At 70.5% G+C, this 13,064-nt stretch carries 11 protein-coding genes and 1 tRNA gene; 5 read left to right on the top strand and 7 right to left on the bottom strand.

The window, feature by feature from the left end:
• Nucleotides 1-1,021: MraY family glycosyltransferase (locus GUY60_RS07850; RefSeq protein ID WP_161695226.1), on the bottom strand; the 1,021-nt coding region annotated here is incomplete at its 3' end.
• A 302-nt stretch (nucleotides 1,022-1,323) separates the two neighbouring features.
• Here GUY60_RS07850 and GUY60_RS07845 point away from each other — a divergent pair.
• Nucleotides 1,324-3,597, top strand: a complete 2,274-nt coding sequence (locus tag GUY60_RS07845; RefSeq protein WP_161695224.1) for a (Fe-S)-binding protein — start codon at nucleotides 1,324-1,326, stop codon at nucleotides 3,595-3,597.
• An 83-nt stretch (nucleotides 3,598-3,680) separates the two neighbouring features.
• On the opposite strand, the gene GUY60_RS07840 is transcribed toward GUY60_RS07845, so the two are convergent.
• Entirely contained in the window at nucleotides 3,681-4,025 is a 345-nt protein-coding gene (locus GUY60_RS07840) for a hypothetical protein (protein ID WP_161695222.1), read from the bottom strand.
• 235 nt (nucleotides 4,026-4,260) lie between these two features.
• Between GUY60_RS07840 and GUY60_RS07835 the strand changes: the two genes are divergently transcribed.
• The 3 genes from GUY60_RS07835 (at nucleotide 4,261) to GUY60_RS39685 (ending at nucleotide 8,433) form a co-directional block, all read left to right on the top strand.
• Nucleotides 4,261-5,646 carry an FG-GAP repeat domain-containing protein gene (locus tag GUY60_RS07835; protein ID WP_312866219.1) on the top strand — a complete coding sequence of 462 codons (1,386 nt, stop codon included), beginning with the start codon at nucleotides 4,261-4,263 and terminating at the stop codon, nucleotides 5,644-5,646.
• 245 nt (nucleotides 5,647-5,891) lie between these two features.
• Entirely contained in the window at nucleotides 5,892-7,340 is a 1,449-nt protein-coding gene (locus GUY60_RS07830; protein WP_161695220.1) for an FG-GAP repeat domain-containing protein, read from the top strand.
• Nucleotides 7,341-7,524: 184 nt separating this feature from the next.
• On the top strand, nucleotides 7,525-8,433 hold the full coding sequence (locus GUY60_RS39685) for a Yip1 family protein (protein WP_161695218.1): 909 nt from the start codon (nucleotides 7,525-7,527) through the stop codon (nucleotides 8,431-8,433).
• A 68-nt stretch (nucleotides 8,434-8,501) separates the two neighbouring features.
• Here GUY60_RS39685 and GUY60_RS07820 read toward each other — a convergent pair whose 3' ends face one another.
• Together GUY60_RS07820 and dcd are read right to left on the bottom strand one after the other, a co-directional pair.
• Nucleotides 8,502-9,008, bottom strand: coding sequence for a phosphoribosyltransferase (locus tag GUY60_RS07820; protein WP_161695216.1), 507 nt, complete (start codon nucleotides 9,006-9,008; stop codon nucleotides 8,502-8,504).
• An 8-nt stretch (nucleotides 9,009-9,016) separates the two neighbouring features.
• Nucleotides 9,017-9,592: a dCTP deaminase gene (dcd, locus tag GUY60_RS07815; protein WP_161695214.1), complete on the bottom strand. Its 576-nt coding sequence runs from the start codon at nucleotides 9,590-9,592 to the stop codon at nucleotides 9,017-9,019.
• Nucleotides 9,593-10,093: 501 nt separating this feature from the next.
• Here dcd and GUY60_RS07810 point away from each other — a divergent pair.
• Nucleotides 10,094-10,167, top strand: a tRNA-Gly gene (locus GUY60_RS07810).
• Between the two features lie 51 nt (nucleotides 10,168-10,218).
• Here GUY60_RS07810 and GUY60_RS07805 read toward each other — a convergent pair.
• The 3 genes from GUY60_RS07805 to repSA are packed head-to-tail and all read right to left on the bottom strand — an operon-like array spanning nucleotide 10,219 to nucleotide 12,981.
• Complete coding sequence (locus GUY60_RS07805; RefSeq protein WP_161695212.1) at nucleotides 10,219-11,388, bottom strand: tyrosine-type recombinase/integrase; 1,170 nt, start codon at nucleotides 11,386-11,388, stop codon at nucleotides 10,219-10,221.
• Nucleotides 11,388-11,600, bottom strand: a complete 213-nt coding sequence (locus GUY60_RS07800) for a helix-turn-helix domain-containing protein (protein ID WP_161695210.1) — start codon at nucleotides 11,598-11,600, stop codon at nucleotides 11,388-11,390. The genes GUY60_RS07805 and GUY60_RS07800 overlap by 1 nt, the downstream gene beginning before the upstream one ends.
• On the bottom strand, nucleotides 11,593-12,981 hold the full coding sequence (gene repSA, locus GUY60_RS07795; protein ID WP_161695208.1) for a replication initiator protein RepSA: 1,389 nt from the start codon (nucleotides 12,979-12,981) through the stop codon (nucleotides 11,593-11,595). Before repSA ends, GUY60_RS07800 begins: the two co-directional genes overlap by 8 nt.
• Between the last annotated feature and the right edge of the window lie 83 nt (nucleotides 12,982-13,064).

Raw genomic sequence — 13,064 nt, 5'->3', positions numbered from 1 at the left:
GGCCGCGCGGCCGGGCGAGGCGGGGGGCGCGCCGGGACGTGCCGGTCGCGGCCTGGCCGTACACCCGTACCTTCAGCAGGCCCCAGATCCCGGCGGCCACCGCGAGGAGCAGCGGGGTCGCGGCGAACGGGCCCAGGGCGCCGCGGTGTACGAGGACCCCGACGACCGTGCCCGCGAAGGCGACCGCGCCGAGCACCACCGCCGCGCCGGGCACCGTGAAGCCGATGCGGCGCAGCCGGTGGGCGATGTGGTCGGTGCCGCCGAGCAGCAGCGGGCGCCCGGCGCGGTGCCGGGCCACGGCGACCAGGACGGTGTCGGCGAGGCCCACCACGGTGAGCGCGACCAGGCCGAAGGCGCCGGGCAGCGGGTCGTGGCCGGTGTGCACCAGGACGGCGGCGGAGGCGAGCACGAAGCCGGTGAAGAGGGAGCCGCAGTCGCCGAGGAAGATCCGGGCGGGGTGCCAGTTCTGGGTGAGGAAGCCGGTCAGGGCGGCGGCCAGGACGCAGAGCAGCAGGGCGAGACCGGTGAGCTCGTCGGCGGCGGCGCAGAGCGCGAGCCCGAGCGCGGTGATCACGCCGACGAGGCCCATCGCGCCGTCCGCGTTGTCGATGAGGTTGAAGGAGTTGGTGATCAGCACGATCCAGCCGACGGCGAGGATCCCGGCGGCCGGGGTGAGGCCGCTGGCGTGCACCACGGCGATGGCCGCGCCGGTCTCCACGAGCAGCCGGGGCCCGACGCCGAGGGGGCGGAGGTCGTCGACGAGGCCGAGCAGTGCGACCGCTCCGGCGGCGCCGAGCAGCACGGCGATGCCGGGGCCGAGCGGCGCGTACCCGGTGCAGACCACGGTGACGGTGCCCGCGACGACGGCGATGCCTCCGGTGTGCGGGGTCGGCCGGGCGTGCGTCTTGCGGCCGCCGGGGCGGTCGACAAGCCCGGCCCGCAGACCGAGCGCGCGTACCAGGGTGGTGAGCGCGGTGGTCAGGAGCAGGGCCACGACGCTGGCCACGATTCCGTAGAGCATGGGCGTCCTCTCGTCGGACCCCGCCGTGCCGTCCGCCGCAGGGTGAGCGGGCAACAAGCTAGTTCGCTATAACCAAATTTGTCGCGAATAACACGATTTGCTGCCTACGGAAAGCCGACAGTTCCCCGACCACCCCCGGGCGGCCCAATGCCGCCGGGACCCGGGGCGCCACTCAGGGTTGCCTGAGCGACACAGATCACCGCACCCCTGGCTACAGTGCGGCTCAAGAAGTGGGTAGTCTCAGACGGACTGCATAAGTTACCGCTTAGTAATCTCCCCTCGCAGGCCCGAGGAGCCCCCAAATGCAACTCGCCGCGATCATCGTGTCGCTGGTTCTGATCGTGGTCGGCGTGGCCCTTTTCGCCCGCGCCCTCCTGCAGATCTACACCTTCATGCGGCTCGGCCAGAACGTGCCCGCGGGCACCCGCACCGACGAGCCCGTACAGCGCACCGTCACCGTGGCCAAGGAATTCCTCGGCCATACCCGGATGAACCGCTGGGGCATCGTCGGTGTCGCGCACTGGTTCGTGGCGGTGGGCTTCTTCTCGCTGCTGCTGACGATCGTCAACGCCATCGGCCAGCTGTTCCAGGCCGACTGGCTGCTGCCGATCATCGGTGAGTGGGCGCCGTACAACGTCTTCGTCGAGTTCCTCGGCACGATGACGGTGCTCGGCATCCTGACGCTGATCGTGATCCGGCAGCTGAGCCGTCCGGGCAAGGCGGGCCGCAAGTCCCGCTTCGCCGGGTCCAACATCGGCCAGGCGTACTTCGTCGAGGCCGTCATCCTCATCGTCGGCGTCTGCATCTTCATGCTGCACGCGCTTGAGGGCGCCCAGCACCACGTGGACAGCTACGAGGCGTCGTTCTTCATCTCGTACCCGGTCGTCCACGCGCTCGAGGGGATCGACCTCGGCACGCTGCAGAACCTCACCTACTTCTTCGCCGGTCTGAAGATCGCGACCTCCTTCATCTGGATGATCACGGTCGCCCTGAAGACCGACATGGGCGTCGCCTGGCACCGGTTCCTCGCCTTCCCGAACATCTGGTTCAAGCGGAACGCGACCGGTGAGACCTCGCTCGGCGCCCTGCTTCCGATGACCTCGGGCGGCAAGGAGATCAACTTCGAGGACCCGGGCGAGGACGACACCTTCGGTGTCTCGCAGGTCGAGCAGTTCTCCTGGAAGGGCCTGCTCGACTTCTCCACCTGCACCGAGTGCGGTCGCTGCCAGTCGCAGTGCCCCGCCTGGAACACCGGCAAGCCGCTCTCCCCGAAGCTGCTGATCATGTCGCTGCGCGACCACGCGCACGCCAAGGCCCCGTACCTGCTCGCCGGTGGCGGCAAGGACATGGAGGGCAACGAGAAGGCTTCCGAGGAGCAGCTCAAGGACGTTCCCGCCGCCGCTCTCGCCGAGGCCGAGCGTCCGCTCATCGGTACCGCCGAGGAGAACGGCGTCATCGACCCGGACGTGCTGTGGTCCTGCACCTCCTGCGGTGCCTGTGTCGAGCAGTGCCCGGTCGACATCGAGCACATCGACCACATCGTCGACATGCGCCGCTACCAGGTGATGATCGAGTCCGCGTTCCCGTCCGAGGCGGGCACGATGCTCAAGAACCTGGAGAAGAAGGGCAACCCCTGGGGTCTCGCCAAGAAGCAGCGCCTCGAGTGGACCAAGGAGGTCGACTTCGAGGTGCCGGTCGTCGGCAAGACGATCGACGACCTCACCGAGGTCGAGTACCTGTACTGGGTCGGCTGCGCCGGCGCCCTTGAGGACCGGGCGAAGAAGACCACCAAGGCCTTCGCCGAGCTGCTGCACATCGCGGGCGTCAAGTTCGCGATCATGGGCGGCGACGAGAAGTGCACCGGTGACTCCGCCCGCCGTCTCGGCAACGAGCCCCTGTTCCAGGAGCTCGGCATGGAGAACGTCGCCACGCTGAACGCCGCGTTCGGTGAGGATGACGAGGACGAGAGCACCAAGAAGCCGAAGGCCGCGAAGAAGATCGTCGCGACCTGCCCGCACTGCCTCAACACCCTCGGCAACGAGTACCCGCAGCTCGGCGGTGACTACGAGGTCATCCACCACACCCAGCTGCTGCAGCACCTCATCGACGAGGGCAAGCTCATCCCCGTCACCCCGGTCGAGGGTCTGATCACGTACCACGACCCCTGCTACCTGGGCCGCCACAACAAGATCTACACGCCGCCGCGCGAGATCATCGGCAAGGTCCCGGGCCTGCGCAACGAGGAGATGCACCGCCACAAGGAGCGCGGCTTCTGCTGTGGCGCCGGTGGTGCCCGGATGTGGATGGAGGAGCGGATCGGCAAGCGCATCAACAACGAGCGCGTCGACGAGGCCCTGTCCCTCAACCCGGACATCGTCTCCACCGCCTGCCCGTTCTGCCTCGTCATGCTCACCGACTCGGTGAACGGCAAGAAGAACGACGGCAAGGCCAAGGAGTCCCTCCAGGTCGTCGACGTATCGCAGCTGCTTCTCGAATCGGTCAAGACCCCGGCCGAGGAGCCGCCGGCGGGCGAGGCCGAGTCCGAGGACGCGCCGGAGCCCGAGCCGGTGAAGTAGCCGGTACGGCAGTACGTACGCAGTGACTGAGGGGGCCACCCGGCGGGTGGCCCCCTCAGTCGTTCCCGTACGGGCCGTTCGGCTCAGGCTGAGGGGCGGCGGCGCAGCACCGCGAAGGCGAGGGAGGCCGAGCCGAGCGCCGCCATGCCGCCACCGGCCGCGACCAGCGGCGCGCTGCCGATCCGCCGCTCCGTGCCGCTGTCCTCCGCACCCGCGCGTACCCCGCCACGGTCCATGAGCCGGGCTATCCGCCCCTCGGGGAGCGTGACCTTGGCCGCGGAGGTCTGTGCGGAGGTCTGCGCGGAGGTCTCCGGGGCGGACGTGGGCGCGGCCGCGAGCGCCGTGCCCGTCGGCAGCGCGAGGGCAGCGACGGCCCCGGTCACGGCCGCCACGGTGGCCGTACGGATGGTGCGTCGGGTGGCGCGCATGCGGTGTCCCTCGTCGTGGGTGTGGGTGCCTTTCGAAGGTAGGAGGGCGATGTCCGGGTGAGCCGTAGGGGACGTAACGGCCGGGCTCAGGCTGGGCGGCGAGCACGTAAAGCCGTTGAGGCGTGTACCGACTCTCGACATCGGGTGGCAATGCGGACACCCCTGGTGACGTGGGGCGCGGCAGCGAGGACCATAGGGAGCTTGTTGCCGGTGGTGGCGGAGGGCGGGGCGGGACGTGCAAGACGGCTGGGCGGGCGGAGCGAGACGTAGGGCCCGTACGACGGGCGTGCTGGTGGTCGGCTGCGCGCTGCTGCTGACCGGCTGCAGCGGCGAGGGCGAGGGCGAGGACCGTCCGGCCACCGCGGCACACAGGACGGGCGAGCAGGTGCCGGCGCTGCCCGTACCGCGCGGCGACGGCAGCCAACTCGCCGCGCGGGGCGACGACTTCAACGGCGACGGGCTGCGCGACCTGGTCCTCGACGACCTCGTGCACGACGGGCACGGCGACGACGCGGGCATCGGCATCGCGTACGGCACCCGGCGCGGCATCGGCGCGGGCGCCCGCCACCTGCTCGTACCGGCCGAGCGGGCCGCGCCCACGAAGGGCGAGCGGCCCGCCGCGTTCGACGCGGCGGCGAGCTGCGACCTCGACGGTGACGGCTTCACCGACCTCGTCGTCGCCACCGACCCGCCGTACGACGGGATCGGGCAGCCGCCCGTCCCCGTCCAGCTCCTCTTCGGCTCCCCCGGCGGCCTCACCGGCAAGGCCGTGAAGCTGGCCATCCCGGCCACGGCCCGGTACGGCAACGAGTGGCCGGACCAGCCGGTGTGCGGGGACTTCGACGGCGACGGCGCGAACGACCTGGTGGTGCATGCCAGCAACGCCCAGATCGGCTTCCTGCGCGGCCCGTTCAGCAGCGGCAAGTCCAAGCGCGGCAAGGCCGGGGCGCCGCGCTCCGGCAAGGTCCTGAAGGCGCCGGGCACGGTCCTTCGCGGGCCCGCCCTCGACGTGAACCGGGACGGCTACGACGACTTCGTGGTGCGCGCCTCCGGCGGCAGGTCACGCAGCGGCCTGGTGCTCGGCGGGCCCGCCGGGCCGACCCGTACGGGTGCGGTGTTCCCGGCCGGTCAGGACCTGGCCTTCGGCGCGTTCGGATGGGGCGCGGCCCGTGACGCCGCCGTCGCCACCGGCCCGAAGGGCCCCGGCATCGTCCTGCGCTACGACCTGCCGGGTACGCGCCGCTCCACCCTCGCCGCGCCCGGCGCCCCGGCCGCCACGGTCCGCGCCACGGTCCGCGCCGGGGACTTCGACGGCGACGGCCGCGCCGAACTCGTCGTCGCCACCGGCAGGTCGGCCGAACTGCGCGTCCACACCGGCCGCACCCGGGGCCCGTCGGCCGCCGCCGTGACCACCGTGTCGCCCCCGGCCGACGGCACCACCGACCTGGTCGCGCTCGCCGACTTCGACGGCGACGACCGGGACGAGCTGGTCGTACGCACGCACCGGGGCGAGACGCGGGACACGGTGGCCGTGTACCGGGGCACGAAGGACGGCCTCGCCCGCAAGCCGGTGACGACCTTCTCGACCTCGCTGTTCGTACCCCGGGGAGTCAGCAAGTGAGCCGGTCTCTGCCCATGGCCGTGTCCGGAAAGTCTCGTCGTTCGCCCGGAGGGCGGGCCCTGCGGCGTCTGGTGCGTGCTCTCGGCGTGCCGGGCAGACGCCCTCGTACTGGGCGTACTTGGGTGTGTGCCCGGTGCGGCGAGTGGGGGTCCCCCCGGCCGAAGGCTGGGGGAGCGTGCCAGGCGTCGCGCGGCTGGGGGCACCTCCCGGCCGGAGGCTGGGGGAGAGACTTTCCGGACACGGCCATGGCCCCGCGCCGCACCGCCCCCGCCCTGCTGCTCACCGGCGCCCTCCTCCTCGCCGGCTGCGGCGGCGGCACGGACCGTGCGGGCGACGGCGCGGGCGGGGGTTCCGGGCCAGGACCCACCGTGCCGCCCTCCGGCCGCCCCGCCGACCCCGCGGACCCGCTCGACCGGGAGGCCCTCAAGGACTTCAACGGCGACGGGTACGACGACTACGCGACCGTCCTGCCCTCCCGGAGCAAGGACGGCGAGCACACCCGGAGCACCCTGGTGGTGATCTACGGCTCCCGCGGCGGACTGCGCCCCGAGACCGCCGTACGCACCTCCGCGGGCGGCGACGGCGACTCCGTGCTCGCGCTGATCCGCGCCGACCTCGACGGCGACGGCTTCACGGACCTCGTCGGGGAGCGCGGCAACAGCATGAAACGCCAGGAGGCGTTCGCGCTGTACGGCGGCCCGCGCGGCCTCTCGAAGGCCCAAGTCCTCGGCGTACCCGAGCAGTTCACCCCGAAGGCCGCCGGTGACTTCGACGGCGACGGCCACACCGACCTGCTCGACGGCGGCAGCGGCGGCGACGGCGACCCCAACGCGCTGCCCGGCCACGAACAGGGTCGGCTGCTCCTCGGCCCCCTCGACCGCTCCGGCCGCTCCGCCCGCCAAGTCACCCTGGACCTGGGGCAGCACGGGTACGCCAGCCCCAGCGGCTTCCTCACCGGCGACTTCGACGGCGACCGGCGCAGCGACGTGATCCTGACGTACTCCTTCGACGCGGAGGAGGACGAGAGCGCGCCCGATGACCTCACGTCGGTCGCGTACTACCGGGGCGGGCCCGACGGGTTGGTGCCGGGGCCGCCGGTCGCGCCCTCGCTCGCCGAGGCCATGGGCGACATCGACGACGGTCCGCGCGGCGGCACCGTGGGTGACGTCGACAAGGACGGCATCGACGACGTGGTGGCCATGGGCGAGAGCCCCGCGCGGGCGGGCCGCCTCACCGTGATCCACGGCGCGCGGTCCGGGCTCGGGCGCGGCAGGGCGGCACAGGTGATCACCGGTACCGGTTCGCAGTGGGGCCTCGGCACCTCCGTCGGCGACATCGACGGCGACCGCACGCCCGACCTGCTGACCGGCAGGCCGGGCTTCCGCCTCGTCGACACCGACCGCCTCGTCGTGCTGCCCGGCGGCCCCGGCGGTCACCGCGCGACGAACGCCCGCACCCTGTCCGGCGACGACCCGGGACTGCCCGGCCGGCCCGCGCGCTTCGACCTGGAGCAGCCCACCCTCCTCGACGTGAACGGCGACCGGCGCCAGGACGCGGTGCTGTTCTCCTCGTACTGGAACAAGGGCAAGGGCGCGATCCTGGTCTTCCCCGGCACCCGCGACGGCCTCGACGCGGGTCACGCGCAGCACATCAGGACCGGGGACGTGGGGGTCCGGTTCAAGAGCGGCGGCTGACGGGACCGGCGACGGCGACAGGGCCTCGGAGGGAGCCTCGGACGGGGCCTCGGACGGGGCCTTGGCCGGGGCCAGGACAACCCCTCGGGGGTGGCCCCTAGGGGTTGTCACAGCTCGGCAGCAAACCGGCCATGATGCGACCGCCGCCACACACCACCCCCTGAGACCAGGTACGTTCGAATACGTGGCTGGATTCAGGATCGGACGCGGCCGGGACAACCCCTCCCAGGGCCCCCGCCCGCAACAACACCCGCAGCAGCAGCCGTACGGAGCGCAGAACCCGCCGTACGGCGGCCCGCCCGCGCCCCCGTACCCGCAGCAGCAGTGGCCCCCCGCGGGCGGCGCTCCGCACGGCGGCGCACCCCGTGGCGGCGGCGCGCACGGCGAGCCGGAGTACTTCGGCGACCCGCAGCAGCAGTACGGCCAGCAGGGCGCCCCGCACGACCCGTACGCGGCGAACAACCCCGGGCACACGCAGTCCTTCTCCCTCGGCGACGACCCGTACAACCAGGGCGACACCTACCGCGCGGGCGCGGCGCCCGCACCGATCGGGCCCCGGCTGCACTGGAAGGAGCTGCTCCGCGGCATCGTCCTGCGCCCCGGCCCGACGTTCCTGCAGATGCGCGACCACTCGATGTGGTCCACGGCCCTGGTCGTCACGTTCATCTACGGCCTGCTCGCGGTCTTCGGCTTCGACGGCGCCCGCGAGGACGCCATCAACGCGACGCTCGCGACGAGCATCCCGATCGTCCTCACCACGGGCGTGGCCATCGTGGTCAGCGCCCTGATGCTCGGCGCGGTCACCCACACCCTGGCCCGCCAGCTCGGCGGCGACGGCGCCTGGCAGCCCACGGTCGGCCTGTCCATGCTGATCATGTCGATCACGGACGCCCCGCGCCTGCTCTTCGCCATGTTCCTCGGCGGCGACGCCCCGCTGGTCCAGATCCTCGGCTGGGCGACCTGGGTGGCGGCGGGCGCACTGCTCACCACGATGGTCAGCAAGTCCCACGACCTGCCGTGGCCGAAGGCACTGGGCGCTTCGGCGATCCAGCTGGTCGCGCTGCTTTCGATCATCAAGTTGGGCACGTTCTGAGCGAGTTGAACGAATGAAGGGCCCCGGCGAATCCGCCGGGGCCCTTCACGTATTCGTATGCACAACTCTCAGGCGTCGAGAACCTGGCCGGCGCGCTGGACCACGGGAGGCTCGACACTCCACGGGAAATTGATCCAGTCGTCCGTGCGCTTCCACACGTACTCGCACTTCACGAGCGAATGCGACTTCTCGTAGATGACCGCGGAACGCACTTCGGCGACATGGTCGAGGCAGAAATCGTGGACCAGCTTCAACGTCTTGCCGGTGTCGGCGACGTCATCGGCGATCAGCACCTTCTTGTTGCTGAAGTCGATCGCGTTGGGGACGGGCGCCAGCATCACCGGCATCTCCAGGGTCGTCCCGACCCCGGTGTAGAACTCCACATTGACCAGGTGGATGTTCTTGCAGTCCAGCGCGTACGCGAGACCGCCCGCCACGAACACCCCGCCACGCGCGATGCTGAGCACGACGTCCGGCTGGTACCCGTCATCGGCGATGGTCTGCGCGAGCTCACGCACCGCCACCCCGAACTTGTCGTACGTCAGATTCTCGCGCACGCCACCGACGTCACTCATACCGCTGCTCACACCTGCGTTCTGTGGAAGTTGAGATAGGAACGCGAAGCCGTCGGGCCCCGCTGTCCCTGATAACGCGACCCGTACCGCTCGCTCCCGTAAGGGAATTCAGCGGGAGAGCTGAGCCGGAACATGCACAACTGCCCGATCTTCATTCCCGGCCACAGCTTGATCGGCAACGTGGCGAGATTGGAGAGTTCGAGCGTCACATGCCCGGAGAAACCGGGGTCGATGAACCCGGCGGTGGAATGCGTGACCAGCCCGAGCCGCCCGAGAGAACTCTTGCCCTCGAGCCGGCTCGCGAGGTCGTCGGGGAGCGAGATGACCTCGTACGTCGAGGCGAGCACGAACTCCCCGGGGTGCAGGATGAACGGCTCGTCACCCTCCGGCTCGACCATCCGCGTCAGGTCGCCCTGCTCGACGGCAGGGTCGATGTGCGGATAGCGATGGTTCTCGAACACCCGGAAGTAGCGGTCCAGCCGCACGTCGATGCTCGATGGCTGCACCATGGTTTCGTCGTACGGGTCGATCCGCACCCGCCCGGCATCGATCTCGGCCCGGATGTCCTTGTCTGAGAGAAGCACGCCCCGAGGATACGCAGAGCGCGCGGGCGCGCCCCAATCGGACGCCGCCCACGCGCTCGCGTGAACCGTTCGCTACGGCCCGTTCGCCTACCGCTTCACCGACCCGTCCACGGGCACGGCATGCCGGAGCCGAGCACAACGCGGACACCGGATGAGCCGCCCGGGGCCGATCCGCTCGGTGCCGAGCTGCTGCATCGGAAACGAAGCGGTGCTGAAAACGTGCCCTTCGGCACAACGGACGACGGTGCGCTCCATCAAGTCCTCGAGTCCCTTCCCCACGTGAGTCACTGGGTCGCTGACTGCAACGAAACCTCACATTACGGGATGAAAGGGACGCCTCTCCAGGCGGCACTCCGCACCGCAACGGTACGCCCCAACTCCCGCCCCCCGCACACACTTCCGCACTCACGAAGGGCACGGCCACGCACCGGGTGAATACACCGGGGGCCGACGATGGGGTAAGGTGACCGAACGATGCGACAGGTCACGGCCTGGCGTCTCGCGGGTGTAGTTTAATGGTAGAACATGAGCTTCCCAAGCTCAGAGCGCGGGTTCGATTCCCGTCACCCGCTCCACGACAAACCCCCAGGTCATCGACCCGGGGGTTGTTTGTTGTCTAGACCGTTCTAAGCGTCTCGTGCCCGTTGCGTGCCCGATGACTGCTCATCTGCCTTGCTGGCAGCCCTCGTTCGCGCGGCGCGGACACGGTCATCGATGCCATCGGCGACCTCTTGCTGTCGCTCCAGGTTGGAGTGCTGGTAGATCATTGCGGCCTTCTCGGAGGACTGGCCGGCGCGGACCATCGTGTCCTTGAGGGTCGCGCCGGACTGGGTCGACAAGGTGTGTCCCGTGTGCCGGAGGTCATAGAAGCGGAAGCCGTCCGGCAGTCCGACCTTGGCACGCGCCTTGCGCCACTTCCGCCCGAAGGTCGAGCGCCGGAACGGAGCTCCCATCTCCCCGACGAAGATCAGCCCGTCCGGCTTCTTCTCGGCGTACCAGGCCAGGTGCCGCTTCACGCCCTTCTCCATGAACGCGGGCAGCACGATGAATCGCTTCCCTGCACGGGACTTGGTGTCGCCGGGGACACGACGGCCGGTGTTCAACTCAGGCTCGGCGCTGCGGATCCAGAGGCCGAGGGGTTCGAGGCTGACGTCCGGGCGGCGGAGAGCGGCTTGCTCTTCGGGGCGGGCCGGACCGTACGCGCCGATGTAGACCATGAGGCGCCAGCGCGGGCCGAGCAGGTCTGCAAGGGCGTCGACTTGGGCGACGGTGGCGGTCGGGCGTTCGTCCGGGTTCTCTTGCCCAGCACCCTTGATCCGGCAGGGGTTTCGGCGGATCAGCTCGTCATCGACGGCCGTCTCCATGATGGCCTTGAGCAGGCGGTAGCACTTGGCGACGGTGCTGTCCGCGCCTGTGGTGTCGAGGCGCTCGGATCGCCAGGCGCGGACGATGGGCGGGGTGATCTCGTCCAGGTCGAGGTCCTCGAAGGTGGGCAGGATGTGCAGCCGCAGGTTGCGGCGGTACAGCTCCTCAGTGGTCGGAGAGAGTCGCCGGTCCTTGATCCAACGGAGGGCGTACTCCTCGAAGTTCACCGCGCCGACGTCCGGGTCCACCCAGTCGCCACGACGGACTTCGGACTGCCGCTCGGCGAGCCAGTCGTCCGCTTCGCCCTTGGTCGCGAAGGTGTGCGGCGCCGGACGGTCGACGCCGTCGGGGCCCAAGTAGCGGGCCTGGTAACGCCCGGAGGCGAGCTTCCGGATGCGGCCGAAGCGGCGCTTCTTGCCCCTCCCGGCCATCAGGCAGCCCTCCCGTAGCGCGAGCGGCGACGGCGTACGGGCTCCACGGTGTGGCTCTCGATGTAGTCGCGCACGGCGCTCTCGGGGATACGGACGTGGCGGCCGACCTTGACGTACTTGATGCGGCGTTCCTCGATGAGGCGGCGGGGGAAGCGCACCGACGTGCCGAGTACTTCGGCGACTTGGGTGACGCTCAGGTACCGGTCATTCATGGTGGTGCGCTCCTTCCAGGGCGAGTTGGTCGTGCAGGGCTTCGCGGGCGGTGTCTCGGTTGAGTTCCAGGCCGCGGGCGATGGTTGCGGCTAGGGCGGATTCGCCGGGGGTGTGGCCGTGGCCGGCGTACTGCCAGTCGGAGAGGACGAGGACGGTTTCCGGTTCGCGGGTGTCGAGGTTGAGGGCTTCGCGTTCTTGGGCGGCGCGGAAGTCGGCGCGGGCTTGGCGGAGTTCGCCGAGAGTCGTTGAGTAGCGGCGAGACTTGGAGCTGAAGTGGCCGCGGAAGCCGAGCATGTGGGCCCAGGCCCAGAGGCGGCGGTCCGGATAGAGCGGGTCGAGGTGCTTGCAGGCTTCGATGAGGCGGCGGGTGTGGTCGGGGATGTCGTGGCGGTCGAGTTCGGCGAGTTCGCCGATGCGGCGGTCGAGGGTGCCGGTGTTCTCTGCCGCCTTGGTCGAGTACTTCGCGACGTACGAGGCGACGGCCTGTTCTGTGATGTCGGATCCGTCGCCGAAGGCCTTGACCGGGCGGACGTCGAGCTGCCGACCCCAGCGGAAGGTTCGGGCCGGTTCGTTCTCGACGGCCGGGACAGAGACGGACGTGTAGCTGTGCGATGCGGCGGCGTGGATTGCGTCCGTGAGCAGGGAGACCGTTGCCCAGGACGGGGATGGGGTCTCAGGGCCGTCCGGGCCGTCGACGCGGATCACGGCGTGGAAGTGGAGTGCGCCGCGCTTCTGGAACTCGGCGACCTTGCCGTAGGAGAGGCGAGCCGTGTCCTTCAGTTCGCGTTGGGTGAGTCCGGCGCGGGCGGCGATCTCTCGACGGAGGCGGGTCGTGAAGCGCATCCACAGGTCGCCAGCGTGGTTGTTGAAGAGGACGGCTGTGGCGTAGTCGTACGTCGTCGGGTCCAGGGCCGTGCCCAGGACTTCGTCGTCCGGGGCGTGGCGGGTGCCGCAGCGGCAGACGCCTCGGTCGGGACGGTTGTGGACTGGGCCGAAGGACGGGGCCGTGAGCGTGGCGAAGACCCGAGGGTGCTCGCGGACCGTGGCGGGAACGTCGCGGCGGTCGTCGCCCGCCAGGCCTGCGCGGATGAGGTGGTAGGTGTCGCCCGCGTACGTCCAGGCGCAGGAGGGGCAGCGGGAGGCGCGGCGGTTGCCGCAGGCGACGCGGAGACGGCCGCCCGGCTCGGACTCGGTCGAGTAGTGGTGCAGCGTCTCGCCGGTCGTCTTGTCCTTGGTGAGAGTCCAGCCGGTGAGGTGGATCGGATCGGCACAGCCGCCAGTGCGGCGGATCTGGTCCTGCCAGCGGTCGAAGTCGTTGGCCGAGGCCACCCTCAGCAGGTCGCCGAGGGTGGTCGGGTCGAGGAGAGCGGCGTTAGACATGGGCACCCTCCCGTACGCGGGAGGCGCGATCGGTGCCCGTGCCGTCGCAAGACGTGCAGTGGGCCGTGACCGTACGAAGGTGA

The sequence above is a fragment of the Streptomyces boluensis genome, assembly GCF_009908195.1.
GTDB classification, from domain to species: domain Bacteria; phylum Actinomycetota; class Actinomycetes; order Streptomycetales; family Streptomycetaceae; genus Streptomyces; species Streptomyces boluensis.
The sequence above is the reverse complement of the archived record's forward strand: the minus strand, read 5'-3'. Positions and strand labels throughout refer to the sequence as shown.